Origin of the sequence: Salipiger abyssi (genome assembly GCF_017311415.1) — a bacterium.
Lineage (GTDB): Bacteria > Pseudomonadota > Alphaproteobacteria > Rhodobacterales > Rhodobacteraceae > Salipiger > Salipiger abyssi_A.
Map to the genome: position 1 here is coordinate 146,212 of NZ_JAEKIS010000007.1, position 26,136 is coordinate 172,347.

The window sequence follows — 26,136 nt, forward strand, 5'->3', positions numbered from 1 at the left end:
GAAACGCCCTAGCTGACCTTGTGCAGTTGCAGGATCAGATCGAGCACTAGCGCCGCCGGATCGACATTGACCGCGCGGGCGTGGCGGGCGCGGTCGCCGGCCTGTTGCGCGACCTGCGCCCAGGCGCGGCCTTTGGCGGCATCGGGGGAAAGCCGGGCGAGCATCGCCGCCTCGCCGGGCGCGGCCTCGGGCATCGGTGGCTGGCCGGTCACGCCGGTGCGTGCCAGCCGGCCAAGCGCGATATCCATCAGCGTCAGCGTCAGGTCAAGCCGCGGCTCGTTGGCCTTGCCGGCGGTGCTTTCGCCGAGGGCGATGGCGCGCGGGCGGTCGAGCCGGGGCAGGGTGTCGAGCAACGCCACCAGATCGGCGTAGAGCCGCAGCCCGTCATGGTTGAGCAGCCGCATCGCCGCGCCGACCGAGCCCGCCGAGAGCGCCGCCAGCGCCTGCGCGTCCTGCGGGCCGACCTGCGCGCCGGCCTGATCCAGCGCGGATTTCATGTCCTCGGGCGAGAGCGGCGCCAGCCGCAGCTCGCGGCAGCGCGAGCGGATCGTCGGCAGCAGCCGCGAGGGCTGATGCGCGACCATCAGCAGGGTGGTGCGCGCCGGCGGTTCTTCGAGCAGCTTCAGGATCGCGTTGGCGGCGCTGACGTTCAGCTCGTCCATGCAATCGACGATCACCACCCGGCGCCCGCCTTCGGCAGAGGAGAGCGTGAAGAAGCCCTTGAGCTTGCGCACCTCGTCGACGGTGAGCTGGGTCTTGAGCCGCTTTGCCTTGTCGTCCCAGGCGCGGCGCAGCAGGAAAAGCCCGGGCTCGGAGAGCGCGGCCATGCGCCGGGCGACCGGATGGTCGGGGGCGATATCCAGGCTTTCGGGCGGTGGCGGTGCGCCGAAGAGCCCGTCGCCGGTATCCTCCGGCGTGGCCAGCAGGAACCGCGCGATGCGCCAGGCCAGCGTCGCCTTGCCGAGCCCCTTCGGCCCGGTCAGCAGCCAGCCGTGATGAAGCCGGCCATAATTATAGGCATCGAGGAAATCCCGCTCGGCCCGGGCCTGCCCGAAAAGCTGCTCGGTCTCGCGCGGATGCGGCGCGCCCTCGACGCGGTCGGGCTGGGGAATCTCGCTGTCGCTCATGCCCGCGCTTTTAGCGCGGCAAGCACATCCTCCGCCACCGCTTCCGGTGCGCGGTTGCCGTCGATCACCGCAAAGCGCGTGGCGAATTCCTCTGCCAGCGCCAGAAAGCCAGCGCGCATCTTTTCCTGAAGCCCGATTCCGAAATCCTCGAAACGTTCCTCGGCCGTGGCGCGCGCCTTGGCGCGCGACAGGGCCGCCGCCGGGTCCATGTCGATGAGGATGGTCAGATCCGGCTCCACCCCGATCATCAGATCGTGCAGCGTGTCGACCGCGCGGCGCAGGTCGCCACGCGACAGGCCCTGATACATGCGGGTGGAATCGGCAAAGCGGTCGCAGATCACCGTGGCGCCGCGGGCGAGGGCGGGCTGGATCGTGCGTTCCAGATGATCGCGACGGGCGGCGGTGAAGAGCAGCAGCTCGGTCTCCGCCGACCAGCGCTCGGGATCGCCCTGAAGCACCAGCGCGCGGATCTCCTCGGCACCCGGAGAGCCGCCGGGCTCGCGGGTCAGCAGCACCTCGCGCCCGTCTGCGCGGAGCGCCTCGGCCAGGAGCCGCGCCTGGGTGGATTTCCCCGACCCGTCGATCCCCTCGAAGCTGACGAACAGCCCCTTTCCTGCGCTCACATTGCCTCTCCGGCAGGCTCGTTGAGGCGGCTCAGCAGCTTCTGGCTGACCACCATCATGCGCTTGGCAAAGCCGCCGCCGGCCACCGCATGGGCGGCAAAGAGCGGCACCCGATGCTCGGGCAGGCCTTCGGGGCGGATGATCAGCTCGGCCAGTTTCTGGCCCTCGGCAATCGGCGCCTTGAGCGGGCCGGTATAGACCACCTCGGCATCGAGCCGCGTGCCCGGCGTCACCGGCACCAGCAGCGTAACATCCTCGTGCGAGACGAGGCCAACGCTGTCCTCGGCGCCCATCCAGACCTCGGCGCTGGCAATCTCGGTTTCCTTGGTGACCAGCTTGCGCTCGGCGAACTGGCGGAAGGCCCAGTTGACGATGGCCTCGCTCTCTTCGGCACGGGCGCGCTCGCTCTCCATTCCGGTGATGGCAAAGACCACGCGCCGCTCGCCCTGCTTGGCCGAGCCCACGAGCCCGTAGCCCGCTTCGGAGGTGTGGCCGGTCTTCAGCCCGTCAGCGCCGATATCGAGGCGCAGCAGCGGGTTGCGGTTGTTGACGTTCTGCGGCGCGCGCCCGTCAAACTCAAAGCGGCGCTCGGCGAAGATCGGATAGAAATCCGGGAAATCGTCGATGATATGGGTGGCCAGAAGCGTCAGATCGCGCATCGACATGTGATGCCCGGGCGCCGGCCAGCCGCTGGCATTGGCGAAAGTCGAGTTGGTCATGCCCAGTTGTTGCGCGCGGCGGGTCATCAGCTCGGCAAAGCCGGCCTCGGTGCCGTCGGGCGACAGCGCCTCGGCGATCACCGCGCAGGCATCGTTGCCCGACAGCACGATGATGCCGCGCAACAGGTCTTCGACCCGCACCCGATCGGTGGTGTCGAGGAACATGGTCGAGCCGCCATAGGACATGGCATGCGACGAGACCGGCAGCCGCTCGTCGAGCCCGAGGCGCCCGTCGCGGATCGCCTCGAAGGCCATGTAGAGCGTCATGAGCTTCGACATGGAGGCGGGAGGCAGGGCCTCGTCGGCATTCTTGGCCATCAGCACGGTGCCGGTGGTGTAGTCGAGCACAAAGGCCGCGCGGGCGCGGGTGTCGAAGGCGCTGGCCTGGCTGGCCAGCAGCGCCACGGCGGAGGCGGCGGCCAGCAGGCGGCGCAGGGAAGGGGAAAGGATCATCGCGGCGGCTCCTCGTCCTTGTCCGCCCGAGGGCCGGGCGGGCCGGGGGCGGTCAGTTGGTGACGGCATAGGCGTCGGAAAAGCCCGCCGCCTTGATTTTCTTCAACAGCGCCGCGCGTTCCGATGCGCTCTGCGCCGGTCCGACGATGACGCGCCAGAAGGTTTTACCAGAACTCGACTGTTTGAGAACGGTCGGCACCATGCCGTCCTGCCGCATCGACGTCGCCGTGTTGTTGGCGTTCTGCTCGATGCTGAAGATGCCGATCTGGATGAAGGGCTTTTCGAGCGAGGAGGCGGGCTTGGCCGGCGGTGTCGGCGCGGTCTGCGGCGGGGTGGCCGAGGCGGTCTCCTGCGGCAGGGTTTCGGGCGCCGCGTCGATCGCGGCAGCTGCGGCGCCGGCGACCGGGTCGAGCGTGCCTTCGGTCACGTCGGGTGCCTCGGGCATGGCGCCGGTGTCGGGTTGCTCGGCAGCGGGCACCGGATCGGCGGGCACCTCCTCGCGGCGCAGAGCGATCACGTCGAGATTGGTGGGTGCGCCGGCCAGCATGCCAAGCGCGGCTGCGGCGTCGGAGGAGACCTGAAGCCGCGGCCCCGGGTTCTCGCGTTCGCGGCGGAACAGCGCACCGATGACGAACTGGCCGTTCTGCTGGTTCCGGATGATGGCGCGTTCGGGGTCCTTGACATCGGGGTGGGCGACCCAGACGCCGCCCAGCGAGGGGCGCCCGTCCCAGAGACCGGCTTCGGTGGCGTGGAAGATCTCGGGTGCCTCGATGTCGCGCTCTACGGTGCGCCCGGCGCGGCTTACGGCCTGGCCCTCTGCCGTTGCGCCCTTGTCCTTGGGTTGCAGGAAAGCGGGCATCTGGCTTTCATCGCAACCGCTCAGCACCGCAGCGCCGGCCAGCAGCAATACCGCCATGCGCGCCGTGCCGCGCTGCTTTGCAAACTCATCACCCATGTCGTGCCCCTTGCCTGTTCACCGGGGCCCAGGGCCCCTGCATCTGCTCTGTCCCCGGTCTTGGTCGTCGGGGTTGTCGTGCGCCGGGTCTGCCAGCCCGGCCTTTGCCGCGAAGAGTAGCGTTTCGCCGGTATCAAGAAAAGCCCGCATTGCCGCCATCGGCGTTTTTCCGGCGCCTCTCCGCTTTCAGAATCGCGTGAGCGGGGCTAGAGCAGGCGAACCGGAGGTTTGGCAGAGTGGTCGAATGCGGCGGTCTTGAAAACCGTTGGGCGTGAGAGCGTCCCGTGGGTTCGAATCCCACAGCCTCCGCCACCGGTATTGCGCATCGGCATCAAAGTGTTTTTCCGGGAGGGTCTTCACGATCTTCCGTCGGTTTGCGCTTGGCTTTCCTGACGGTGGCTGAGATCCGAGCGCGGAATCAAGTTGCGCACAGTCTTTCCTGTTCGTGCCGGACGAGCGGGGCGGGAATCTTCACTATGGGCGCGACGGTCGTATCGGCTGGTTGTGTGCCATCGTGGCTTGCGCATAGCAAGAGCGGTCAGCCAACGGTTTTTGCCGCCAGCTTTGCGGACGGCCCAGCGGATCACGCCTGTCGTGCCCGATCCTGTCCGTGGCACGAGGCGCCAACGGTAAGCAGTGGGCTGATATTGTTGTCATCGATTTGCCCATCGTTCGGTTCCCATGGAACCGTCTGTGCGCATGAAAGGCGACTGGTTGGCGGGATCCACCGCATCAGTTCACCCGCTCACCGGGGGGACGGGAACGGAGAATGCTCCCCATAATCATGACCTACGCTTTCCGCCAAAGCACATATGCAACAAAGGCCGCATTGGCACCTGCAACAAGTCCGCCGTCTTGTCGTCGTCGAAACCGGCGACAAGGACGGAGCCCAATCCCATTTCGACCGCCTGAAGCGATAGATTCTGGGCAATCGCGCCGCTTTCGACATAGGCGTAACGCTCACCGCGATGTCCGATCGGTGGTTGATCGAAGAAGGCGGCGTTCAGCTTCTCCAGATCGGCGCATAGGGTAACGACTAGCGGAGCGTTTTCCAGCCACGGCTGATCTTCGAACGCGGCTTCTCGCAGGTCTCGGCGCAGGTCGCGGGCGGTTCTGAGTGCGGCCTCGCCGGTTTCGGCATCGACTTCGTAGACCCCGGCGGCCATCCCGGTCACGCGCGCAACCGTCAGGAAGAGCCGGATCGGGTAGAGCGCATGTGCGGAGGGGGCCGCGCGCTTGCCGCTGGGATCGCGATATCCCTGCGCCGCGGCGATGAGGCGGTCGACCGCCGCTCGGGGCAGCGGCGTATCGGAGAATTCTCGCACGGAGCGTCGTTGCGCGAGTAAATTGGAGATATCGCTGTTTGGCTCAGCGGTCATGTTTTCGCCTCCAGCGCGATGTCGGCTGTGGTCTGGTCCAGAGCCGCGGTCAGGTTCTGGAAAAATGTATCCGACAGTTTCTGCACGGTCGATTGCAGCATCCTGCTGCCCAGTTGCGCGATCTTGCCGCCAATCCGGGCTTGCACATGATACGTCAGACGGGTGCCGTCGCCCTCGCACAGGAGGTCCAGCCGAGCCTCGCCTCGTGCAAAACCCGCTACGCCGCCCTTGCCTTCGCCCTCAAGCAGATACTGTTGGAGCGGCGAGATTTCCTCGATCCGGACGGTGCCGTGGAACCGGGCCTTGATCGGACCGATCCGAAGGACGACGGAGGCGGCAAAGCGGCCGTCCTCCTGTTTTTCCACGCAGTCGCATCCCGGAATGCAGCGTGCCAGGATGTCCTCGGAATTCAGCGCCTGCCAGACCTCTGTCGGGGTGGCGTTCAGGTGATATGTGCCGTCGAAATCCATCGCTTAGGCGACCCTGCGGCTTTGCGGGCGTTCGAAATCCGCATCGTGGGCGGCGCCGACAAGCTGCGTCACATCGTCGATGCCGTTTTGCACCATCCAGGCCTCAAGCTCCCGAAGCGCACGGGGGAGCGCCATCGGATCGACATAGGACACGGTTCCGAACGCCACGGCAGCAGCGCCCGCAGCCATGAATTCGATCACGTCGCGATAGGTGGCCACGCCGCCCATGCCGAAGATCGGCAGGCTGATCGCCCGGTAAAGCGTCCAGACCATATAGACCGCCATCGGCTTGATCGCGGGCCCCGAGAGCGCGCCGACGCCGTTGCCGATCATCGGTTTCAGTGTGTCGGCGTCGATGCACATGGCGCGCGGCGCGTTGACCAGCGCCACAGCGTCCGCGCCGGCCGCCTCGATCGCCTGTGCAACCGGAACGAGCGAAGAATAGTCCGGCGCCAGCTTCGCAATGAGCGGCAGGTCGGTCTGCTGGCGCGCACGGGACACGAGCCTAAAGGCGGCCTCGGGATCGTAGCCGAAATCGAGCCCGCCTTGCTTTAGATTGGGGCAGGACAGGTTGAGTTCCAGCCCGGCGAACGCGTCAAGTTCCGTACAGCGCCGCACCACCTCGGCGTATTCGTCCTCGGTCCGCCCGATCACGCTCTGGATTACCGGCAGGTTGAGGGCCTTGAGGCGCGGGGCGTCTTCCGTTTCGAACTGCTCCCAGGGGATCGAGGGAATGCCAACCGAGCTGTGCAGCCCGGCGGGCACTTCCAGCACGCGCTGCGGCGGGTTGCCGGGCCACTGATGCGGGCGGATCGTCTTGGGGACCAGCGCGCCCATGGTTTCGACCGGGAAGAACTGACTGAAACGGCCGTGGTGACCATAGGTTCCCGAGCCCACGGTCAGCGGATTCTTCATCTCGATGCCGGCGATGGTGATGCTGAGGTCAGGCATTGGCAACCTCCCAGGTGTCGAAGACCGGACCGTGATGGCAAACCTCGCGATAGCCGCGGGTGTCTCCGTCGCGGTCGAGATTTACCTCGATGATGCAGCCGTGGCAGTCGCCGAAGCCGCAGGCCATATGCTGTTCCATCGCCGATTGCGCCGGGATGCCGCGCGCGCGCGCAAGCTGGTCGACCTGCCGGATCAGCCGGTTGGAGCCGCAGACATAGAGCGCGTCGAATGCGGTGCTTTCCGCCATGCGCAACAGGTGGTCGGTGACCAGCGCCACATCGTCCGGCGTGTCGTCGGCATGGGTAAAGACCTGCCCGCCGTGGCTGGCAAAGATCTCGGCTCCGACAAGGTTGTCTCGGCTGCGTGCGCTGAGGAACGCATGGGATGTGACGCCGCGCGCGGCGGCGAGATCGGCCAGCATTGGCAGCGCGGCGATGCCGATACCGCGACCGACCAGTGCAATGGTCTTTGCGTCTTCGGGCAGCTCGAAGCCCTTGCCGAGAGGCCCGATCAGATCGCAGGCCGTGCCCGGTTGCAGCGTTTCCTTCATCAACCGGGTGCCGTTTCCGAGGATCTTGTAGGCAACCTGAAGGCGCGTCTTTTCCGGGTTCACGCGATAGACGCTGAACGGGCGGCGCAGAAACGGCGCAAGGCTGTCGCGAATGCGGATGTTGACGAACTGGCCCGGCTCCAGCGCCGCGGCGACAGAGGGCGCCTCGACCTCCAGAAGCCAGTATTCCCCCGTCAAATGTACGTTCGACACCACGGGCGCATCGATCTGTTCCATGCAGTCCTCTTCGTTTTTATCAAAATTGGATACAAATATACATAAATCCATAAACTGCGCAACGCATGAAATGAAAAAACCCGGCGCCCTGGGGCGCCGGGTTTGGAAAACACGCGGGAAATTCTGCGCGGTCAGGCGAGTTTGGCGATGGTCTCCACGTTCTGGCGCACATGGGCGCGCACCTTCCGCTCAAGGTCTTCGGGATCGCCTGCCTTCACCGCGTCCACCAGGCTTTGATGCTCAAGGCCTGTGATTTCCAGCTCCTTCGATTCTGCGTAGTAGCTGCGGAAATAGGGGCGCAGCATAAGCCGGAGGCGCTGGCTCTGCTGGATCAGCAGCGGCCGCTTGCTACAGGCGGTGAGGTAGTTGTGGAAATCGTCATGCGCCGAGATCCACGCCGTCAAATCCTGGCTCACATTCTGCATCCGCCAGTGCAGGTGTTCGAGTTCGCTGATCTCGGTCGCGCTCATACGTGGCAGCGCCAACCGCGCCGCCAGCGCCTCGAGCACGGCGCGCATTTCAATGATCTCCACCACCTCTTCCGAGGAATACTGCGCCACCGAGGCACCGCGGTTTGCAATGATCGTGACGGCGCCGTCGCCCTCAAGCTGACGCAGGGCGTCGCGCACCGGCATCCGGCTGATGCCGAGGTTTTCGGCAAGCGCTTCGGTCGGCACGCGCATGCCCGGTTCCAGCTCACCCGAAAGGATGGCATCGAGTATGTAGTGATAGGCGCGCTCTACGGGCGACATTTTATTGTTGATAAATCGCTGTGTCATGCCTTCCCGCCTTTCACAGTCCGGCCTCCTTCTCTAACCGCGGGCATCTTGACCGGCCTCGCGCGTCTCGCCCACACATTCGCAAATCAGTTCATAGTAGACCTTTGCGATGCCGACGAGGTCCTCCACCAGAACATTTTCCTCGTCAGAGTGGAATTGTGCAACCTCGCCGGGCCCGAGCATAACCGCAGCCGCCCCTTCGCGCGCAAAGAAACCGGCGTCGAGGGCGAAATTGCAGGCGAAACTTTCCGCCCTGCGGTAGCCGGAGCGGTCAAAGGCCGAGCGCAGTTTGGCAAAGAACGGGCCGGTCTCGTCCAGCTCGTTGGGATACATGATCGGCCCCGGCTCGAAACTCAACGACCACGGCGCGTCGATCCCGATCCGCGATGTCAGCGCCTCAAAAGCCTGTTCCGGCACCTCGCCGGGAAGGACGCGGCGGTCGTAGGTGATGATAGCGGTGTCGGGCACGGTGTGCGTGGCATTGGGCAGGGTCTTCAGCGCGGTCGGCGTTAGCGTTGCCGGGCCAAAGGTGGGATGATCCGCGACGTCGAGATCGAAGTCCTCCAGCGCCTCCAGAACCCGGCGCGCGCCGGAAAGCGCATTGATACCGTTCCAGGGTGCGGAGGAATGCGATGCCTTGCCGTGCACCTGGATATCGAAATCGATGCGGCCCTTGTTGCCGGTGGCGATGCGTCCGTCGGTGCCGATGCAGATCACCGCGTGGTCGGGCGTCCTGGCGATATCGGCCATGGCGGCGCGCACCGCATCGTGACGCCCGGTCTCGCCCGCAGTGGTCAGCACCACGGTCAGCCGCCCGTCGAGCCTGTCCTCCTCGATGGCCTGGGCCAGGGCGCCCAGCACGGCGGTGAGCGCGGTCTTTTGCTCGGCCACGCCGCGGCCGCGCACTGCGGGGCCGCGGTCGGTCTCGATGTTGCGCGGCGCGAACGGGTCGGTCATGCGGTTGGCGGGGTGGGTCATCGCATAGGCCACAAACAGCAGCGACGCCCGACCGTCGACGGGGCCGGCCTCGGCGATGAGGTTGCCATGCGCATCAAAGCGAATCTCGGCCCCGGCCTCGCGAAAGCGCGGCGCGGCGCAGTCTCGGATGAAGGCATGCACCGCCGGATCCGCCTCTTGCAGGTCGGTCTGCTCGCTCGGGAACTGAACGAATTCATGCAGAAGCGGGACGAGCTTCTCAGCCGTCAGATGGCTGTGTGCTTGTTTTTTCATCATTTTATGGGCCTCCAGATGTTTTTCGATTTCGTCGCTTGCATCTCATATTGGATACAATAATACTTGAATACACTTTAGCAAATCAAGATGCGCGCCCTCTGGCAAGTCAAAAACCCACTGGCGCGACGACAACCGGGAGAAACGAATGAGTATTGGAAACCTGATCAGAGCCGGTGCGGTCGCACTTGCCGCATCGACGCTCGTCGCGGGGGCGGCTTCGGCGCAGCAAACCGTTTTTCGGCTGAGCCACACCACCGCCGAAACCATGGAGCAGGGCTCTCACTCATGGGCAGTGATCTTCAAGGAGATGGTCGAGGGACAGACCGGCGGTGACATCGAGGTGCGCATTCTGGGCGCCAATGCCGCCGGTGCGGAGCGTGAACAGATCGAAAAGGCGCAGGCCGGCATCAACCAGATCACGCTCAACAGCGAAATCCTGATGCCGAGCTTTTTCCCGCAGGCGCGGGTTCTCGGCATTCCCTTCCTGTTCAAATCCGATGCGGTCGCCTGGGAGGTTCTGGACGGGCCGTTCGGGCAGCGGTTTGCACAGGCCTGGCGCGATGCAACCGGCTTGCGCATGCTGGGTATCTTCAATGCCGGGTTCCGCAGCTTCTTCAACAGCGATCATCCGGTGCACGGCCCGGGCGACCTTGCCGGCCTGAAGATCCGCACCGGCGAAAACGACGCGCATATCGCCATGGTGCGCGAGCTTGGCGGCAGCCCGGTGCCGATTTCCTGGTCGGAAGTCTACACATCGCTACAGCAGGGCGTGGTCGACGGCATGGAAAACCCGCCCGGCCTTGCCTACGCGATGAAGTTCCACGAGCATCTGAAATATCTGACGCTCGACCGGCACCTCTTCAGCATTCACGCCGCGATGATCAACGAGGCGACCTATCAGTCGCTCAGCGACGACCAGAAGGCCATCGTGAATGAGGCGGCGAAGACGGCGACTTTGGTGGCGCGGGCCACCGTGCTGCTGGATGAACGCCACGCTTTGGGAGATCTGGAGGAGGCCGGCATCGAAATCTACGATCCGACACCCGCGGAATACGCGCAGTTTCGCGAGCTGGGCCGCCCCGCGGTCGAAGCCATGGTTCGGGCCGAGATCGGCGACGATTGGGTCGATGCCCTGATGGCGGCGATTGCCGAGGCAGAAGCTGCGGTCGGCCAGCCCTGATCCCCATCCCGCATTCAGAAAAGGAGACCCTGGAATGTTCCCAAAGTTCGATGCTGGCGTTCTGCTGCTGACAAAGGCCGCCGTTGTGGCGCTGCTCTTCGTCATGTTTGGCGCCACGCTTGCCGGGGTCTTCTTCCGCTACGCGCTCGACGATGCGCTGACCTGGTCGGAGGAGGTTGCACGCTACAGTATGGTGTGGCTTTCGTTTCTGGGCGGCGGTCTCGTGTTCCGTGAGGGCGGCCATGTGGCGGTCGACCTGCTGCTTACCCATTTGCCCTCCCGCCGTCTGCGTCTTGCCGTCACGCTGCTTGCCCAGGTCTTGGTGATGGCCGTGCTTGCCGTCGTTCTCTGGCAGGGAGTGATCCTGATGGCGCGCGGTCAGTACATGACCACGGCTGCGCTGCGCCTGCCGATGTATGTGCCCTATGCCGCGCTGCCGGTCGGCGCCGGGTTGATGATCTACCATTTGCTGGTGACAGGGCGCGGCCTGATTGCCTCCGATACCGATGATGCCAATGCTCCGGGCTGATCCGAGGACCCATCTGTAATGCTCGCAACGACTCTTTTCCTGTCCATGCTGATGCTGCTTCTCATGGGCGTCCCAATTGCCTTTGCGGTGGCCGGTGCGGCCTTGCTTGCCATGGTGCTGCTGCTGCCTTCGATGCCGCTGGTGCTCGTGCCGATGAGCATGTTCAACGGCATGGATTCCTTCCCGATGATGGCGATCCCCTTCTTCGTGCTGGCCGGCGAGCTGATGAACCGCGGCGGCATCTCCATGCAGCTTGTGCGTTTCTCGCAGTCGTTGGTCGGGCATGTGCGCGGCGGGCTCGGCCATACCAATGTGGTGGCCAATGCCATCATGTCCTCGATCTCCGGCTCGGCGCTGGCGAATATCGCCGCCGTGGGTCGGGTGATGATCCCGGCCATGCGGGAAGAGGGCTATGACCGCTCCTTCGCGGCCAGCATCACCATCGGTGCCTCGTTGCTGGGGCCGATCATTCCGCCGAGCATCACAATGGTCATCTTCGCGGTGACGGCCAATCAGTCGGTTGGGGCGCTGTTTTTGGCGGGCATCCTGCCCGGCGCGATCATTTGCGCCGGCATGATGGCGCTGGTCTATGTCCGCTCGCGACGGCGGCAATACGGGACGATCACCGCCTTTTCGCTCCGCCGGGTCGGTCAAGAATTCCACCGGTCGTTTCTGGCGCTGCTAATGCCGGTGATCATTCTCGGCGGTATTTTCGGGGGCATCATGACGCCCACCGAGGCGGCAGCGGTCGCCGCTTTCTATGCCTTGGTTGTCAGTATGCTGATCTATCGCTCGATCAGTTTGAAAGAGATCTGGCAGGTGGCGCTTTCGACGACGAAGACAACCAGTTTTATCATGCTGGTGATCGGGGCCGCGCGGGTCTTTTCGGACGTGATGCTGTCCGAAGGCGTTCCGGAGCAGATCGCCGGCGCGATGTTAAGCCTCTCCGAAAACCCCGTTATCCTGCTTCTGCTCATCAATTTGCTGCTGTTGATCGTCGGTTTCGTGATGGACACGACCGCCGCGATCATCATCCTGGTGCCGGTGCTGATGCCCGTGGCCACCCAAATTGGCATCGATCCGGTCAGCTTCGGTGTGCTGATGAGCATCAACCTTGTCATCGGCATGGCCACGCCGCCGGTCGGCGTGGCGCTGTTTCTGGGCAGCGAGGTCTCGGGCCTGCGGGTCGAGCAACTGGCCGGTCCGGTGGCGCTTGTCATCCTGGTTCATATCGCCACGCTTTTGCTGGTGAGCTTCGTGCCCGCCGTCAGCCTGTGGCTGCCAGAGTTCTTCGGATACTGAGAAGACCATGAAACCATATCCTTTCGAATACACCCGCGTCTCTTCGCTGGAGGAAGCGGTCACCCTGCTGCAACGGGAAGACGAGCCGCGCATCATCGCCGGCGGCCAGAGCCTGGTGCCGATCCTTGCGATGCGCCTCGCGGCCCCCTCGCGGCTGATCGATATCGGCGGGCTATCGGCCCTGCGCGGGATCGAACGACGCGGCGACGTGCTTCGCATCGGCGCGCTTGCCCGGCACGCGGAGGTCATGGCGAGCGCCGAGGTGGCCGAGGCAGTGCCGCTTCTCGCCCGCGCGATTTCCCATGTCGCCCATCCGGCGGTGCGCAACCGCGGCACCTTCGGCGGCAGTGTCTGCCTGGCCGATCCGGCGGCGGAGCTTCCGGCCGTGTGTACCGCGCTTGGCGCGACGTTCGAGGTTTTTGGCAGCGACGGCCTGCGGACCATTCCGGCCCGCGAATTCTTTCTCGATATTTACGAAACCGCGCTCGCGCCAGACGAGATCCTGGTCGCCGCCCAACTGCCCGTCGCATGCCCAAAGGAGCGCTTCGGCTTTGAAGAAATCGCCCGCAGACACGGCGATTTCGCTATCGTGGGGTTGGCGGTGCGGGCACGGATGGAGGGCACTCTCTTTGCGGAGCTCGACCTCTGTTTCTTCGGTGCCTCGCCGCGCCCGGTTCTGGCGCAGAACGCGGCGCGGGCCGTAATCGGACAAGAGCTGACGGATGAAACGCAACAGGCTGCTGTCTCTGCCCTTACGGCGGATTTGGATCCGCAAGAGGATGCCCAGGCGGATGCGGAGATGCGGCTGCATCTGGCCGGGGTGTTGTTGAAACGGCGGCTGGCCGAAATCGCAGGCAAGGAGAGACAACAATGAGCGAACCCAGGCAAAGCGTCTCCCTGACGGTGAACGAAGAGCGCCATGACGTGACGGTGCCGAACCGCAAGCATCTGGCCGATATCCTGCGCGAGGATCTGGGTTTCACCGGCGTGCATGTGGGCTGCGAACACGGTGTTTGCGGCGCCTGTACGGTCCGCATCGACGGGGCGATCACCCGTAGCTGCCTTGTTTTCGGCGTACAGGCCGACGGAGCGGAAATCGAAACGATCGAATATCTGTCCGCACAGTCGGAAACCCGCGATCTGGTCGATACCTTCGTCGCGGAAAATGCCCTGCAATGCGGCTTTTGCACGCCGGGTATGGTGATTTCGGCCGCCGCCTTGCTGGCGGAAACGCCCGACCCCACGCGGGAGGAAGTGCGCGCCTATCTCTCTGGCAACTACTGCCGTTGCACCGGATATCAGGCCATTGTGGATGCGGTTATGATGACAGCGGCCGGACGCCGCGCCGCAAAGGGAGAGCGCGCATGAGCAAGCAGATTCTGCGCGCGCCCATTGGCCAGTCGGCCCCCCGCGAACGCGCCCGCCGCTTCGCGACGGGCCGGGGGCGCTACACCGACGATGCCGCGTCGCTACGCGGGCTGCATGCGGCCTTCGTACGCTCGCCCATCGCGCGGGGCGACATCCTCGAGATCGACTGTGATGCCGCACGGGATATGGATGGGGTCGTTGCCGTTCTGACCCACGCCGATATCGCCGGGCGCTACCGCCCCTGGCGGGCCGGTAATGCGCTATTGCCCGAGATGAAAGCGCCTGAGCAGCACGCGCTGCCGCCGTCCCGCGTGAACTATGTGGGCGAGCCGTTGGCGATGGTGGTTGCCACCAGTCGCGCCCTTGCCGAAGACGCGGCAGAGCAGGTCTTCGCCGACATCGACCCGCTTGACGCCGTCGCCGATATCGAGACCGCGCTCGCCCCGGATTCGCCGTTGATCCATGAAGACTGCGGCAGCAATCTTTGTGTATCGCTGACCTCTGGCAACGGCAAATTTGGCGCCGACTTCGAAGATGCGGATCTTGTGATCGAAGATACGTTGGATTTCGGTCGCCATACGGCATGCCCGCTGGAAACGCGGTCCATGCTCGCCGAATACGACCCGGGAAGCGAAGTGCTGACCCTGCGCATCTCGCACCAGTGCCCGCATCAGTTGCAGGCGGAGCTGGCGAAGATCCTTGGGCTTGGCCAGCATCGGCTGCGGGTGATCTCCGAGGATGTCGGCGGGGCCTATGGACTCAAACAGCAGCTCTATCAGGAGGATGTCCTGGTCTGTCTTGCCGCGATGCAAACCGGTCGCCCGGTGCGCTTCGTCGCCGACCGGCTGGAAGCGTTTGCCAGCGACAACCACGCGCGCGAACATCGCGTGTCGGCCCGTATCGCGGTGAGGAAGGATGGCCGGATCACCGGGTTCGAACTTGACGACCTCTTTCCCATAGGGGCCTATCCACAATACCCGCGCACATCGCTGGGCGAGGGCAACCATGTTCTGCGCATGTCGGCGGCGGGTTATGACATTGCCGATTTCCGCTCGCGGCTTCGGCTGCTGTTCCAGAACAAAGCGCTGATCGGGCACTACCGCTCGGTCGGGCACCCGGTCGCCTGCGCGATCACCGAGCATATGGTCGACCGCGCGGCAGCGGCGCTGGGTCTTGCCCCCGAGACGATACGGCTGCGGAACTTTCTTTCCGATGACAGTTACCCGCGCGAGACACCGACCGGTGTGCATTTGCACTACCTGTCGCAGCATGCCTGCCTCGATCGCCTGCTTGCGGACATGGATATCGCTGCGCTGCGGAGCGAACAGGCGAAACTGCGCGGGCAGGGCATTTGCCGCGGCATCGGCATCGCCAGTTTCGTGGAGCTGACCGGAACCGGCAACGGCTTTTACGGTCCCGGTGGCATCGACGTGAGCGGCCAGGACGGCTGTACGCTCAAGATGGAGCCTTCGGGCCATGTGCGCTGCATGCCAAGCGTCACCGATCAGGGTCAGGGCACCGATACCGGCATCGCGCAGATCGTCGCGTCGGTGTTGGGGCTGGAGGTGGCGGATATCCGCGTGCTGAGCGGCGACAGCGAGATCACGCCACATGGCGGCGGGGCGTGGGCCTCTCGCGGAATATCCACCGGGGGCGAGGCCGCCTGGCAGGCCGCGCAAACCCTGCGGGAGCAACTGCTCTTGGTTGCGGGACACCTGCATCAGCGCGACCCGGCAACGCTAGAGCTGACCGAAGGTCATGTCGTCGATGCGAGCGGCGCACAGATCACAACCATTTCCGAGGTCGCGCACATCTGTTATTTCCGCCACGATCTGCTGCCCGATGATATGCCGACCGAACTGATGGTCACCCGACATGCGGTTCCCAGGGCGCAGCTTTTCCAGGCCACCAATGGCATCCAGGCCGCTTACGTCGAGGTCGATACCGACACCGGGTTCACCCGGCTGCTGGGGCATTGGGTGGTGCATGATGGCGGCACGCTCATCAATCCCAAGCTTGTCGAGGAACAAATCCGTGGCGGTGTGGTGCAAGGGCTGGGCGCGGCCCTTCTGGAAGAGATCCGATACGACGAAGACGGGCAGTTGCTGACGGCGACAATGGCGGATTATCTGGTGCCGATGGCCTCCGATGTGCCGGATATCCAGGTCTCGCATGTGACCTCGGGCACCGCAGAGGGCGCGCTTGGCGCCAAGGGCGTCGGAGAAGCCGGCGTCGCCGGTGCCTCCGGCGCGGTCCTGAATGCGGTGAACGATGCGCTTGGGCCTTTCGGGGCGACGGTTCGGCAGATGCCGATCTCACCGCGCACGGTGCTTACGGCACTTCGCGCCGCAGCGGCTTCTGCGACAACACCGCCGTTTGAGGACGCGCCGTGAGCAAGATCGTCGTTCTGATAGCGACCGGAGGAACAATTGCCTCGACAGAGGATGCGACCGAGGGGGCGGTGAACGCCACCCTGTCCGGTGGCGATTTGCTGGCGCGCCTGCACGACAGGCCTGAGGGTGTTTCGATCCGTGAAGAGGCGTTTGGCACTCTGGGCAGCTATGCGCTCGATCTGGAGACGGTCCATCGTCTTTGCCGGCGCATCGCCGTAGCGCTTGAACAGCCCGAGGTGGCCGGTGTCGTGGTGACCCATGGCACCGACACCATGGAAGAAAGCGCCTATCTCTCCGACATTCTCGTAGCGTCCGAAAAGCCGGTCGTTTTCACTGGCGCGCAAAGACATGCCGGTGAACCGGACACGGATGGTCCGAGAAACATCGGCGATGCCATTCGATGCGCGGCAAGCGAGGCCCTGAAGGGCTGTGGCACCGTTATCCTGTTCGAAGGCGATATCCATGCGGCGCGAGACGTGAGCAAGACCCACACATCGCGGGTCGATGCCTTCCGGTCGGCCGGTCTCGGCAAGCTGGGGGAAGTCGATGGTGGGGAGGTCTATCTTTATCGCCGGCCGATCCAAGGGGTACACATCGCTACGAAACGGCTGGAAAGCCGGATCGCGCTGATGCTGTTGGGCCTTGGAAGCTCTCCCGAATATCTGGATTTCTGTCTTCAGAACGGGACCAAGGCTGTGGTCCTCGCCGCCTTCGGCCGTGGAAATGCGCCACGCGGCTTTGCCGATGCGGTGCGGCGGCTGAGCACGCACAACATCCCCGTCATCGTGGCATCGCGCTGTCCCGAAGGGCGCACCTTGCCGGTATACGGGCGGGATTCGGGCGGCAGCTCTCTCGCCGCTGCGGGCGCATATTTCTCCGGGAGCCTGTCGCCAATCAAGGCACGTCTGTTGATGAGTGCTCTGCTGGGTGCTGGCGTGACGTCTGCCGAGTTGGCGACAAAATTTCGCGAAGCGGTGGGAACCCAGGTGTGAGATGCTACTGCGTTGTCAGAGCGTATTTCGTTGGTCGGGTGTCGTTTCTCGGAGTATTCGGTAGATCAGGAGCTTTTTCGTGGCGCGTGGCCCCGTTCGGTTTCGGTTTGAGTCGTGCGGCGGCGCTCTGATGCTGCAACCGGCGTTTCCGGGCCTGTCAGGAGAAGGCTCGCGCGAGGCAGTGGGCTTGGGTCGCAATCTTTGATGACCGGGCGCAGCCTCTCGGCCGGTGCAAACGTCCAGAAGAACCGAGCCGCCGCTCTCTTCGGGGGGCGTCAGCCCGTCGCGGCATCAGGTGTTCGTTCGGCGACCGGTTCGAATTCCTCTGGCGGTACCTCATTTCGGGCTTTCAGCAGGCGGATCTGCGCGCGGCGCTTCGGCAACGCAACGTCGCCACCCAAGCCCTGCCGCAATCGGTGCGCTCGGCTGGGGCCGATGCACGGGGTCCGATCCGGCAACGACGAGGGCAGGGACCGTCAATCTCGCCCTTGGCTACTGACCCTCATCCCGATCGATGCCCGGCGACGCCGAGACAACAACATGGTTTGGATTTTCTGTACCATAGCATAAGATCATATCGTTTTTTTAAACGTATTTCCTCCGCTAGCCTACGTGCAAACGCATAGGAGGCTGCATGTCGGAAGGATCGGGAACTGTTATTCGAGGGCTTGGTTGGGCGCTTGTCGCGGTCACGGTCTGGTCGGGCTCGCTGGTAATGCTGCGGTTCGGCGTGACGACGAGCCTCAATGCCTACGATCTGACCATGCTGCGCTTCGCCGTCGCCGCGCTGATCCTCGCGCCGGTGGCGCTGCGGCGCGGCAGCGGCAGCGACCGGTTGGGCTGGGCTGGCCTCCTGGGCATGGTGCTCAGCTTTGGCGCGCCTTACGTGCTGCTGATCGCCCTCGCCATGCAGACCGCGCCGGCTGTGGCGGCTGGGGCGCTCAACCCCGGCGTGATGGCCATCGTTTCGGTGCTGCTGGGGCGGCTGGTCCTCGGCAGCCGTGTAGAGGGGATTCGCTGGGCCGGGCTGGCGGCGACCGGCGCCGGGATCTTTGTCGTCGTCGCTGGTGCGGGGGATGCGTTGACGCCGGGCCATGCCATTTTGGCCGTCACGGGGGTTTTCTGGGCCGTCTACGCGCTGATCGTCCGCCGCGCCGCCGTTCCGGCACTCAATGCCACGGCGCTGGTCGCAACCGGCTCGGCGCTGCTGTTTCTGCCGATTTATGTATTGGGCCTGCCCAAGCAGGTGTTCGCGGCGCCGCTGGCAGATATCGCCGTACAGGCCGGGTTTCAGGGCGTTTTTGTGAGCATCGTCGCCATCTATGCCTTCAACCGCTCCGCAGAGCTGCTCGGGGCGGTCGCTGCCGCGACCCTGCCGGCGCTGATCCCTGTGCTGACGCTCGGCTTCGGCACCGTTCTGCTCGGCGAGCCGGTCAGCGGCGTGGAGCTGGGCGCGGCGGCGCTTATTACCCTCGGGCTGGTGCTGATCCTGGCGGGCGCTCCGGCGGCGCGCTGGCTGTCGCGGCGCCGCACGCCGAAGGCGTGCTGCATGCCGGGCGGCGCGGCGAGCGGTGGCAACTAACGCCGCCAGCCCATCCAGGGCCGACTGCCGCAGCGGCGCCCTTGCGGCCGTTCATTTGTCGCAGCGCAGGCGGAAGAAGGTGCCGGTGCCTGCCGTCGCCGCGATCTCGGCAACGTCACAGCCACGGCGGCGCGCGATGCCCGCGATCACGCCGCGCTCACGGCCGGGAGCAAGAGCCGTGGCATCCGGCGCGTAGGCCATGCCGTCGTAGCGGCGCTCTCCCTGGCTGAACTGCGGTGCAGAGAGGAAATAGATCCAGCGCTTGTCGAACGCGCGTTCGCGCACCTGAAAGGGCGCTTCCGCCTCCAACTCACAGATGCGTTTCGGCGCTTGGCAGCCGGCCTGTGCCGGCGCCGCCAAGACCAGCGCCAGCGCGGCCGCTCCGAAGAGGCGCCAGTGGCTCAAGCGAGTTTCACCAGCGCGTGGCGCTTCTTGCCCGCCGAGAGCTTCACCGGCGAGGCCAGTGCGCCCGCATCCAGCATCAGACCGGCATCGGTGAGCGGTGCGTCGTCGATCCGCGCGCCGTTTTCGGCGATGAGGCGCTTGGCCTCCTTGCCGGATTTTGCCAGACCCGCCCGCACGATGACCTGCACGATGGAGATGCCGGTGCCGATCTCTTCCGCCGTGAGTTCCAGCGTCGGAAGGTCGTCGCCCACGCCGCCCTTTTCGAAGACCTCTCGCGCGGTGGCTTCCGCCGCCGCCGCCGCATCGGCGCCGTGGCAGAGCGTGGTCACCGCGTTGGCCAGCGCGATCTTGGCCGCGTTGATCTCGGAGCCAGCCAGCGCGCCGAGGCGTTCGCACTCGTCAATCGGCATCTCTGTATAGAGCTTCAGGAAGCGGCCCACATCTGCATCGGTGGTGTTGCGCCAGAACTGCCAGAACTCGTAAGGCGAGCGCATATCGGCATTCAGCCAGACCGCGCCGTCCTGCGATTTGCCCATCTTCTTGCCGTCAGAGGTGGTCAGCAGCGGCGAGGTGAGGCCAAAGATCTCAGTATCGAGCACCCGCCGGGTGAGATCGATCCCGTTGACGATATTGCCCCACTGGTCCGAGCCGCCCATCTGCAACAGGCAGCCGTAGCGGCGGTTCAGTTCGAGGAAATCATAGGCCTGGAGGATCATGTAGTTGAATTCCAGGAAGCTCAGCGACTGCTCACGATCCAGCCGCGATTTCACCGATTCAAACGACAGCATCCGGTTGACCGAGAAATGCCGCCCGATATCGCGCAGGAAGTCCAGATAGTTGAGCCCGTCGAGCCATTCGGCGTTATTGAGCATCAGCGCCGGGTTCCCGGGCCGCTCGTAATCGACATATTTGGCAAAGACCTGCTTGATGCCGTCGATATTGTCGTCGATCTGTTCCGGCGTCAGCAGCGGGCGCTCGTCGGCGCGAAAGCTCGGATCCCCCACCTTGGTGGTGCCGCCGCCCATGAGGGTGATCGGCTGGTGACCGGTCTTTTGCAGCCAGCGCAGCATCATGATCTGGATGAGCGAGCCCACATGCAGCGATTTCGCCGTGGCGTCGAACCCGATATAGCCCGGCACCACCCCCTTGGTCAGCGCCTCGTCAAGGCCCTGATAATCGGTGCAATCGGCAAGAAAGCCACGCTCGATCATGACTTGCATGAAATCCGATTTGGGATGGTAGGTCATGGGAGATCCCTCTTATAGTTCAGGGGTTCCTATAAGGGTGGGGCGCGAAGAGGTGAAGGGTAAGTTGACGGAAGCGCCGGTCTGGGCGCTGGGGGCGATGTCGGGCACGTCGCTCGACGGGGTGGACGCGGCATTGGTTCTGACCGACGGCCACAGAATTTTCGAATTCGGAGACAGTGGTTACCGGCCTTACACGCCGGACGAGCGCGCGGTGCTGAAAGCGGCGCTGGGGCGCTGGCAGGAAGACGACGTCTCCGAGGCCTTGGAGGTGGTGCAGCGCGCGCATGAGGAGCTGCTGGCGCAGTTTCCCCAGGCGGAGCTCGTGGGGTTTCACGGCCAGACGCTGGCGCATGAGCCGCAGGGGCGGGGCACGCATCAGCTCGGCGATGGCGACGCGCTGGCCGAGCGGCTGGGGCGTGACGTGGTCTGGGATTTCCGCTCGGCGGATGTGGCGCTTGGCGGCGAGGGCGCGCCGCTGGCGCCGTTCTTCCATTTCGCCTGTGCGCAGTGGATGAAGGCGCGCGAACCGGTGGCGTTTCTGAATCTTGGCGGGGTGGGCAACCTGACCTGGGTCGATCCGCTCTGGCCGAAACCCGAGGTCGAGGGCGCGCTGCTGGCGTTCGATACCGGCCCGGCCAATGCGCCGCTGAACGATCTGGTGGCCGAGCGGCTGGGGCTCGACTGCGACCGCGACGGCGCGCTGGCGTCGCGTGGGCGGGTCGTGGAGGGCGCGCTGGAGCTGTTCCTGGAAGAGGCCTATTTCCGCAAGATGCCGCCGAAATCCCTCGACCGGGACGATTTCGCACTGATGCTGGATCTGGTGCGCGAGCTCTCCGATGCCGACGCGGCGGCGACGATGACGGCGATGGCGGCGGCGGCGGTGATGCAGGGGCTGGAGCATTGCCGCAACCAGCCGTCGCGGCTGTTGGTCACCGGCGGCGGGCGCAAGAATCCGGTGATGATGGCGATGCTCGCGGCGGGGCTCGACTGCCCGGTGGAGCCGGTGGAGGCAGTCGGGCTCGACGGCGACATGCTCGAGGCGCAGGCCTTTGCCCATCTCGCGGTGCGGGTGATGCGCGGGCTGCCGATCTCGGCGCCGGAGACGACGGGCGTGGCCGCGCCGGTGAGCGGCGGGCGGATCAGCCGGGTGTGAGATTGTGCGGGTGGCGGTGGGCAGGATTGCCCACCCTACAGGTACTCTGCTGTGTCGCACGCGACCGGGCGCCTTGCTCCGGGCCAGAGCTGTGGGGAGCGTGCAAAGACGACAGTCGCCCTGGCGACCGGCGAGGCCCCGGATCAGGTCCGGGGCAGGTTTTTCTGAGGGTTTTGGCGGCGCGCTGCGACCCGCCTCGCGTAGGGTGGGCAATCCTGCCCACCGCACCCCAACCGTCAACTGCACACTCCCGCAGCGACCGCCCCTTGACGCGCCGCGCGTCCCGACATAGCGCATCGGACATGGCACAGGCACCGCTTCTCCAGCTCTCCGATATCTCGCTCACCTTCGGCGGTGAGCCGGTCTTTTCCGGCCTCTCGCTCAATGTCCAGCCCGGCGACCGCGTCGCGCTGGTGGGGCGCAACGGCTCGGGCAAATCCACGTTGATGAAGGTCATGGCCGGGCTCGTGGAGCCCGACACCGGCACCCGCGTGGTCCCCGCCGGCACCAGCGTCGGCTATATGGAGCAGGAGCCGGATCTTTCGGGCTTCGAGACGCTGGGCGACTATGCGGCCGAGGGGCTGGGACCGGCGGAGATGTATCTGGTCGAGGCTGCGGGGCAGGGGCTGGGCTTCGATCCCGCGCGTCCCGTGGCCACCGCCTCGGGCGGTGAGCGGCGCCGCGCGGCGCTGGCCCGGCTGATGGCGCAGGATCCGGATGTGCTGCTGCTCGACGAGCCCACCAACCACCTTGATATCGCCGCGATCCAGTGGCTGGAAAGCGAGCTCAAGGGCACCCGCAAGGCCTTTGTCCTGATCAGTCACGACCGGCGGTTCCTTGAGGAGCTGACCCGCGCGACGCTGTGGATCGACCGTGGCGCCGTGCGGCGGCAGGAGCAGGGCTTCCGCGCCTTCGAGGAATGGCGCGACAAGATCTGGGCCGAGGAGGACGAGGCGCGCCACAAGCTCGACCGCAAGATCAAATCCGAGGCGAAATGGGCGGTCGAGGGCATCTCGGCCCGGCGCACCCGCAACCAGGGCCGGGTGCGCGCGCTCAAGGCGCTGCGCCAGGAGCGCGCCGGCATGATCCGGCGGCAGGGTGTGGCGGCGATGGAACTGGCCTCGGCACCGACATCGGGCAAGAAGGTGATCGAGGCGCAGGGCATCGCCAAGGCCTTTGGCGACAAGACCATCGTGTCGAATTTCTCGCTCACCGTGCAGCGCGGTGACCGGGTGGCCTTTGTCGGGCCGAACGGCACCGGCAAGACGACGCTGATCCGCATGCTGATCGGCGATCTGGCGCCCGATGACGGTCTCGTCAAGCTCGGCACCAATCTCGTGCCGGCGGTGTTCGACCAGTCGCGTGCGCAGCTCGATCCGGACATGAGCCTCTGGGAAAGCCTCACGGGCGACAAGGAGATGCGGGTCTCGGGCAAGGCCGATCAGGTGCTGGTGCGCGGCGAGCCGCGCCATGTGGTGGGCTATCTCAAGGATTTCCTCTTCGACGAACGTCAGGCCCGCGCGCCGGTGCGCTCGCTCTCGGGCGGCGAAAAGGCGCGGCTGCTGCTGGCCAAGCTGATGGCCAGGGAAAGCAACCTGCTGGTGCTGGACGAACCGACCAACGATCTCGATGTCGAGACGCTGGACCTGTTGCAGGATCTGCTGGGCGAGTACGATGGCACGGTGCTGATCGTCAGCCACGACCGCGATTTCCTCGACCGCATCGCCACCACCACCATCGCCATGGAGGGAGACGGTCGCGCCGTGGTCTATGCCGGCGGCTGGAGCGATTATCAGGCGCAGAAGGCCGAGGCCGCGCCCGCCGCTGCCAAACCCGCGAAACCGGCGAAGGAGGAGGCCGCAAAGGCGAAACCCGCGCCGAAACCGCAGGCGGCGGGGCTGAGCTTTACCGAAAAGCACCGGCTCGAAGAGCTGCCCGGGGTCATCGCGCGGCTGGAGGCGGAGATCGGCAAGCTCGAGCAACTGCTAGCCGATCCAGAGCTTTTCACCCGCGAGCCGGTGAAGTTCCGCAAGGCGACCGAGGCGCTGACCGAACGGCAGGAGCGGCTCGCGGCGGCGGAAGAGGAATGGCTGGAGCTCGAAGAAAAGGCCGAAGCGGCGGGCTGACCCGCCGGGCCGGGCGCACAAGAGTTTTCAAAAACTCTTGCAACGTCCTTCGAAGGACGTTGCGGGCGGACTCAGCCCTCGGACAGGTTCACATGCCGTTCGGCGAGGCTCATGAAGCCCACAGTGAACAGGATCCGCACCACATGGTGCAGACTCACCAGCGCCGGATTGGCGGCGAGGCTGAGCGCCACCACCGACATCTCGGTCACCCCGCCCGGCGAATAGGAAATCATCAGCAGCAGGAAGGGCACGCCGGTGACATGCGCCAGCACCGTGGCAAAGCCCGCCCCCAGCAGCAGCATGAACAGCACCGAGGTCACGCTCAGCCCCAGCGACCGGCGCAGCATCGTCAGGCTGATGCCGGAAAACCGCATCCCCAGCGACACGCCCACCACCACCTGCGCGCCGGCGATCAGCCAGAACGGCAGGTGCAGGTCCACGAGCCCGGTCGCGGTCAGCGCCCCCGAGAGCAGCAGCGGCCCGGTGATCTGTGCCGCCGGCAGGCGGATCACCTGTCCCAGCGCCAGCCCGGCCGCTGCGGCGATGACGATCAGCACCAGCGCCAGCGGCGTCACGGGCTCTGCCGCGCTGCCGCCGAATCCTGCCGCGCTGCCCACCGGATGCCCCACCCAGAGCGACAGCGCCGCCGGCACCAGCGTCACCACGAGGATGATCCGCAGGAATTGCTGCACCGTGAGCTGCGCCGGATCGGCGCCGGCGCGCTCGCCCATCACCAGGCTCTCCATCAGCCCGCCCGGCGTGCCGGAATAATAGGCGGTGGCGCGATCGAACCCGCCGAGCCGCCGGTAGATCAGGTAATTGCCGCCATGCGCCAGCATCACGAAAACCGCCAGCATCGCCAGCGTCAGCAGCATGTCGCCCGCCACGTCCAGCAGCTCGGGCTTGACCTGCGTGCCGATCATCACGCCGATGAGCCCGATGCAGAGCGTGCGGAACCGCATGGGAAAGCTGTAATCGCGCAGCGCCCCGTCCTGGAAAAACGCGATGGCAAGCCCCGAGCTTGCCAGACTGCCCAGCATGAAGGGCATCGGCAGGTGCAGCGCCTTGGCCAGCAGGCCGCTCAGCCCGCCGCAAGCGAGCAGCAGAAGGGTGAGACCGATGGTGCGGAGGGTCAGCGTGGCGCCAAACATGGCGCGACATAAGCGGAAGCGCGCGGGATGTGCAACGGGCGCCGGGCGTTTTCCGCAGCACCTGTGTTGCGCTTTCCGCCGGTGCCGATCCGCCCTAGATAAGCCCCATGCAACGCGCGCTTTTCATCGGTTCCGAGATCTATCGCGGCTCGCGCTACGGCGCCCGCCATCCGCTCTCCATCGAACGGGTGCCGGCGGCGACCGATCTCGCCCGCCTGCTGGGCTGGCTGCCGTCACGGCTCTACCGCACCAGCCCGCGCGCGCGCCCCGCCGCGCTCACGAGCTTTCACAGCCCGGCCTATGTCGCGGCGCTTCAGGCGGCGGAGGCTTCGGGCGCTGTCAGCGACGCGATCCGCGAGCGCCACGGGCTCGGCACACTGTCGAACCCGGTCTTTCCCGAGATGTACCGCCGCCCGGCCACCGCCGTGGGCGGCGGGCTGCTCGCTGCCGAGCTGGTGATGTCGGGGCAGGTCCGCGCGGTCTATAATTCCGGCGGCGGCACCCATCACGCCCTGGCCGACCGCGCCGCCGGGTTCTGCTTTCTCAACGAGCCGGTGCTGACCATCCAGCACCTGCTGCGGCTCGGCGCCCGCCGCGTCGTCTATGTGGATATCGACGCCCATCACGGCGACGGGGTGGAGATCGCCTTTCACGGCTCCTCGCGGGTGCGGGTAATCTCTCTGCACGAGGACCGGCGCTGGCCCTTCACCGGCGCGCTTGCCGATACCGGCGGCGGCGCGGCTTTCAACCTGCCGGTGCCGCGCGGTTTCAACGACAGCGAGTTCGCCTACGCGCTGGAAGAGTTGATCCTGCCCGCCGTCGAAGGGTTCGCGCCCGACGCCGTGTTCCTGCAATGCGGCGCCGACGCGCTCACCGAAGACCCGCTGTCGCGGCTGACGCTCTCCAACAACAGCCATTTCCGCGCGGTATCGGCGCTCTTCGCACTGGCGCCGCGCCTGATCGTCTCGGGTGGCGGCGGTTACAACCCGTGGTCGGTGGCGCGCTGCTGGGCCGGGGTCTGGGCGACGCTCTCGGGACAGGATCTGCCTGAAGATCTGCCCGAAGCCGCCCGGACGCACATGCGCGGGCTCAGCTGGGCGCGCAAGGGACGTCCGGCGCCGGAGCTGCTCGCCACCCTGCGCGACGCACCGCGCGACGGCCCGATCCGCGACGAGATCCGCGCGGGCGTTACTCATCTGCGCCAGCGGCTCTGATCCCCATTTCGGGAAACC

24 protein-coding genes and 1 tRNA gene are annotated in these 26,136 nt (G+C 65.6%); 12 read left to right on the forward strand and 13 right to left on the reverse strand.

What is annotated here, in order from left to right:
- Positions 1 to 8: 8 nt before the first annotated feature.
- Genes I6N89_RS11800 through I6N89_RS11815 form a run of 4 tightly spaced genes read right to left on the reverse strand, consistent with a single transcriptional unit; the run spans position 9 to position 3,877 of the window.
- On the reverse strand, positions 9 to 1,127 hold the full coding sequence (locus I6N89_RS11800) for a DNA polymerase III subunit delta' (RefSeq protein ID WP_207018650.1): 1,119 nt from the start codon (positions 1,125 to 1,127) through the stop codon (positions 9 to 11).
- A complete protein-coding gene (gene tmk / locus I6N89_RS11805) occupies positions 1,124 to 1,750 on the reverse strand; it encodes a dTMP kinase (protein ID WP_207018651.1) in 627 nt (208 codons plus the stop codon). The genes I6N89_RS11800 and tmk overlap by 4 nt, the downstream gene beginning before the upstream one ends.
- On the reverse strand, positions 1,747 to 2,922 hold the full coding sequence (locus I6N89_RS11810; RefSeq protein ID WP_207018652.1) for a D-alanyl-D-alanine carboxypeptidase family protein: 1,176 nt from the start codon (positions 2,920 to 2,922) through the stop codon (positions 1,747 to 1,749). Before I6N89_RS11810 ends, tmk begins: the two co-directional genes overlap by 4 nt.
- 52 nt (positions 2,923 to 2,974) lie before the next feature.
- Positions 2,975 to 3,877 (reverse strand): SPOR domain-containing protein, encoded by a 903-nt coding sequence (locus tag I6N89_RS11815; RefSeq protein ID WP_207018653.1) that lies wholly within the window; start codon positions 3,875 to 3,877, stop codon positions 2,975 to 2,977.
- A 222-nt stretch (positions 3,878 to 4,099) separates the two neighbouring features.
- Between I6N89_RS11815 and I6N89_RS11820 the strand changes: the two genes are divergently transcribed.
- Positions 4,100 to 4,189: transfer RNA gene (locus I6N89_RS11820), tRNA-Ser, on the forward strand.
- 470 nt (positions 4,190 to 4,659) lie between these two features.
- Here the strand turns inward: I6N89_RS11820 and I6N89_RS11825 are convergent.
- The 6 genes from I6N89_RS11825 to I6N89_RS11850 all read right to left on the reverse strand — a co-directional run bounded on the left by I6N89_RS11825 (position 4,660) and on the right by I6N89_RS11850 (position 9,476).
- A complete protein-coding gene (locus I6N89_RS11825; RefSeq protein WP_207018654.1) occupies positions 4,660 to 5,256 on the reverse strand; it encodes a SagB/ThcOx family dehydrogenase in 597 nt (198 codons plus the stop codon).
- The gene (locus I6N89_RS11830) at positions 5,253 to 5,726 is read right to left on the reverse strand and encodes a CoxG family protein (protein ID WP_207018655.1); all 474 of its coding nucleotides are present in this window, start codon (positions 5,724 to 5,726) and stop codon (positions 5,253 to 5,255) included. The genes I6N89_RS11825 and I6N89_RS11830 overlap by 4 nt, the downstream gene beginning before the upstream one ends.
- A 3-nt stretch (positions 5,727 to 5,729) precedes the next feature.
- The gene (locus I6N89_RS11835; protein WP_207018656.1) at positions 5,730 to 6,677 is read right to left on the reverse strand and encodes a dihydroorotate dehydrogenase; all 948 of its coding nucleotides are present in this window, start codon (positions 6,675 to 6,677) and stop codon (positions 5,730 to 5,732) included.
- Entirely contained in the window at positions 6,670 to 7,464 is a 795-nt protein-coding gene (locus I6N89_RS11840; protein ID WP_207018657.1) for a dihydroorotate dehydrogenase electron transfer subunit, read from the reverse strand. The genes I6N89_RS11835 and I6N89_RS11840 overlap by 8 nt, the downstream gene beginning before the upstream one ends.
- A 131-nt stretch (positions 7,465 to 7,595) precedes the next feature.
- Complete coding sequence (locus I6N89_RS11845; RefSeq protein WP_207018658.1) at positions 7,596 to 8,243, reverse strand: GntR family transcriptional regulator; 648 nt, start codon at positions 8,241 to 8,243, stop codon at positions 7,596 to 7,598.
- A gap of 33 nt (positions 8,244 to 8,276) precedes the next feature.
- The gene (locus I6N89_RS11850) at positions 8,277 to 9,476 is read right to left on the reverse strand and encodes a M20 family metallopeptidase (protein WP_207018659.1); all 1,200 of its coding nucleotides are present in this window, start codon (positions 9,474 to 9,476) and stop codon (positions 8,277 to 8,279) included.
- 145 nt (positions 9,477 to 9,621) lie between these two features.
- On the opposite strand from I6N89_RS11850, the gene I6N89_RS11855 reads away from it, so the two are divergent.
- The 8 genes from I6N89_RS11855 to I6N89_RS11890 all read left to right on the forward strand — a co-directional run bounded on the left by I6N89_RS11855 (position 9,622) and on the right by I6N89_RS11890 (position 18,822).
- Positions 9,622 to 10,656, forward strand: coding sequence for a TRAP transporter substrate-binding protein (locus I6N89_RS11855; RefSeq protein ID WP_207018660.1), 1,035 nt, complete (start codon positions 9,622 to 9,624; stop codon positions 10,654 to 10,656).
- Positions 10,657 to 10,690: 34 nt separating this feature from the next.
- Positions 10,691 to 11,185: a TRAP transporter small permease gene (locus I6N89_RS11860; RefSeq protein WP_207018661.1), complete on the forward strand. Its 495-nt coding sequence runs from the start codon at positions 10,691 to 10,693 to the stop codon at positions 11,183 to 11,185.
- Between the two features lie 18 nt (positions 11,186 to 11,203).
- Positions 11,204 to 12,487: a TRAP transporter large permease gene (locus tag I6N89_RS11865; protein ID WP_207018662.1), complete on the forward strand. Its 1,284-nt coding sequence runs from the start codon at positions 11,204 to 11,206 to the stop codon at positions 12,485 to 12,487.
- Between the two features lie 7 nt (positions 12,488 to 12,494).
- Entirely contained in the window at positions 12,495 to 13,361 is an 867-nt protein-coding gene (locus I6N89_RS11870; protein ID WP_207018663.1) for an FAD binding domain-containing protein, read from the forward strand.
- Positions 13,358 to 13,855 carry a (2Fe-2S)-binding protein gene (locus tag I6N89_RS11875; protein ID WP_207018664.1) on the forward strand — a complete coding sequence of 166 codons (498 nt, stop codon included), beginning with the start codon at positions 13,358 to 13,360 and terminating at the stop codon, positions 13,853 to 13,855. The genes I6N89_RS11870 and I6N89_RS11875 overlap by 4 nt, the downstream gene beginning before the upstream one ends.
- On the forward strand, positions 13,852 to 16,248 hold the full coding sequence (locus I6N89_RS11880; RefSeq protein WP_207018665.1) for a xanthine dehydrogenase family protein molybdopterin-binding subunit: 2,397 nt from the start codon (positions 13,852 to 13,854) through the stop codon (positions 16,246 to 16,248). Before I6N89_RS11875 ends, I6N89_RS11880 begins: the two co-directional genes overlap by 4 nt.
- Positions 16,245 to 17,240, forward strand: coding sequence for an asparaginase (locus I6N89_RS11885; RefSeq protein WP_207018666.1), 996 nt, complete (start codon positions 16,245 to 16,247; stop codon positions 17,238 to 17,240). The genes I6N89_RS11880 and I6N89_RS11885 overlap by 4 nt, the downstream gene beginning before the upstream one ends.
- Before the next feature lie 634 nt (positions 17,241 to 17,874).
- Positions 17,875 to 18,822: a DMT family transporter gene (locus tag I6N89_RS11890; protein WP_207018667.1), complete on the forward strand. Its 948-nt coding sequence runs from the start codon at positions 17,875 to 17,877 to the stop codon at positions 18,820 to 18,822.
- Between the two features lie 51 nt (positions 18,823 to 18,873).
- On the opposite strand, the gene I6N89_RS11895 is transcribed toward I6N89_RS11890, so the two are convergent.
- Both I6N89_RS11895 and tyrS read right to left on the reverse strand, forming a co-directional pair.
- Entirely contained in the window at positions 18,874 to 19,227 is a 354-nt protein-coding gene (locus I6N89_RS11895; protein WP_207018668.1) for a hypothetical protein, read from the reverse strand.
- Positions 19,224 to 20,474, reverse strand: a complete 1,251-nt coding sequence (gene tyrS, locus I6N89_RS11900) for a tyrosine--tRNA ligase (protein ID WP_207018669.1) — start codon at positions 20,472 to 20,474, stop codon at positions 19,224 to 19,226. The genes I6N89_RS11895 and tyrS overlap by 4 nt, the downstream gene beginning before the upstream one ends.
- Positions 20,475 to 20,571: 97 nt before the next feature.
- On the opposite strand from tyrS, the gene I6N89_RS11905 reads away from it, so the two are divergent.
- A complete protein-coding gene (locus tag I6N89_RS11905; protein WP_419247620.1) occupies positions 20,572 to 21,627 on the forward strand; it encodes an anhydro-N-acetylmuramic acid kinase in 1,056 nt (351 codons plus the stop codon).
- Between the two features lie 302 nt (positions 21,628 to 21,929).
- On the forward strand, positions 21,930 to 23,753 hold the full coding sequence (locus I6N89_RS11910) for an ABC-F family ATP-binding cassette domain-containing protein (protein WP_207018671.1): 1,824 nt from the start codon (positions 21,930 to 21,932) through the stop codon (positions 23,751 to 23,753).
- Positions 23,754 to 23,824: 71 nt separating this feature from the next.
- Here I6N89_RS11910 and I6N89_RS11915 read toward each other — a convergent pair whose 3' ends face one another.
- Positions 23,825 to 24,904, reverse strand: a complete 1,080-nt coding sequence (locus I6N89_RS11915; RefSeq protein WP_207018672.1) for an AbrB family transcriptional regulator — start codon at positions 24,902 to 24,904, stop codon at positions 23,825 to 23,827.
- A 107-nt stretch (positions 24,905 to 25,011) separates the two neighbouring features.
- Here I6N89_RS11915 and I6N89_RS11920 point away from each other — a divergent pair, with 107 nt between their 5' ends.
- Complete coding sequence (locus I6N89_RS11920; RefSeq protein WP_207018673.1) at positions 25,012 to 26,118, forward strand: acetoin utilization protein AcuC; 1,107 nt, start codon at positions 25,012 to 25,014, stop codon at positions 26,116 to 26,118.
- Positions 26,119 to 26,136 lie beyond the last annotated feature (18 nt).

What these genes read in the sequence shown, in the direction of transcription:
- I6N89_RS11800 (WP_207018650.1), bottom strand. Translation starts at nt 1,127, where the DNA reads ATGAGCGACAGCGAGATTCCCCAGCCCGACCGCGTCGAGGGCGCGCCG.
- I6N89_RS11810 (WP_207018652.1), bottom strand. Translation starts at nt 2,922, where the DNA reads ATGATCCTTTCCCCTTCCCTGCGCCGCCTGCTGGCCGCCGCCTCCGCC.
- I6N89_RS11815 (WP_207018653.1), bottom strand. Translation starts at nt 3,877, where the DNA reads ATGGGTGATGAGTTTGCAAAGCAGCGCGGCACGGCGCGCATGGCGGTA.
- I6N89_RS11825 (WP_207018654.1), bottom strand. Translation starts at nt 5,256, where the DNA reads ATGACCGCTGAGCCAAACAGCGATATCTCCAATTTACTCGCGCAACGA.
- I6N89_RS11830 (WP_207018655.1), bottom strand. Translation starts at nt 5,726, where the DNA reads ATGGATTTCGACGGCACATATCACCTGAACGCCACCCCGACAGAGGTC.
- I6N89_RS11835 (WP_207018656.1), bottom strand. Translation starts at nt 6,677, where the DNA reads ATGCCTGACCTCAGCATCACCATCGCCGGCATCGAGATGAAGAATCCG.
- I6N89_RS11840 (WP_207018657.1), bottom strand. Translation starts at nt 7,464, where the DNA reads ATGGAACAGATCGATGCGCCCGTGGTGTCGAACGTACATTTGACGGGG.
- I6N89_RS11845 (WP_207018658.1), bottom strand. Translation starts at nt 8,243, where the DNA reads ATGACACAGCGATTTATCAACAATAAAATGTCGCCCGTAGAGCGCGCC.
- I6N89_RS11850 (WP_207018659.1), bottom strand. Translation starts at nt 9,476, where the DNA reads ATGATGAAAAAACAAGCACACAGCCATCTGACGGCTGAGAAGCTCGTC.
- I6N89_RS11855 (WP_207018660.1), top strand. Translation starts at nt 9,622, where the DNA reads ATGAGTATTGGAAACCTGATCAGAGCCGGTGCGGTCGCACTTGCCGCA.
- I6N89_RS11860 (WP_207018661.1), top strand. Translation starts at nt 10,691, where the DNA reads ATGTTCCCAAAGTTCGATGCTGGCGTTCTGCTGCTGACAAAGGCCGCC.
- I6N89_RS11865 (WP_207018662.1), top strand. Translation starts at nt 11,204, where the DNA reads ATGCTCGCAACGACTCTTTTCCTGTCCATGCTGATGCTGCTTCTCATG.
- I6N89_RS11870 (WP_207018663.1), top strand. Translation starts at nt 12,495, where the DNA reads ATGAAACCATATCCTTTCGAATACACCCGCGTCTCTTCGCTGGAGGAA.
- I6N89_RS11875 (WP_207018664.1), top strand. Translation starts at nt 13,358, where the DNA reads ATGAGCGAACCCAGGCAAAGCGTCTCCCTGACGGTGAACGAAGAGCGC.
- I6N89_RS11880 (WP_207018665.1), top strand. Translation starts at nt 13,852, where the DNA reads ATGAGCAAGCAGATTCTGCGCGCGCCCATTGGCCAGTCGGCCCCCCGC.
- I6N89_RS11890 (WP_207018667.1), top strand. Translation starts at nt 17,875, where the DNA reads ATGTCGGAAGGATCGGGAACTGTTATTCGAGGGCTTGGTTGGGCGCTT.
- tyrS (WP_207018669.1), bottom strand. Translation starts at nt 20,474, where the DNA reads ATGACCTACCATCCCAAATCGGATTTCATGCAAGTCATGATCGAGCGT.
- I6N89_RS11905 (WP_419247620.1), top strand. Translation starts at nt 20,572, where the DNA reads ATGTCGGGCACGTCGCTCGACGGGGTGGACGCGGCATTGGTTCTGACC.
- I6N89_RS11910 (WP_207018671.1), top strand. Translation starts at nt 21,930, where the DNA reads ATGGCACAGGCACCGCTTCTCCAGCTCTCCGATATCTCGCTCACCTTC.
- I6N89_RS11915 (WP_207018672.1), bottom strand. Translation starts at nt 24,904, where the DNA reads ATGTTTGGCGCCACGCTGACCCTCCGCACCATCGGTCTCACCCTTCTG.
- I6N89_RS11920 (WP_207018673.1), top strand. Translation starts at nt 25,012, where the DNA reads ATGCAACGCGCGCTTTTCATCGGTTCCGAGATCTATCGCGGCTCGCGC.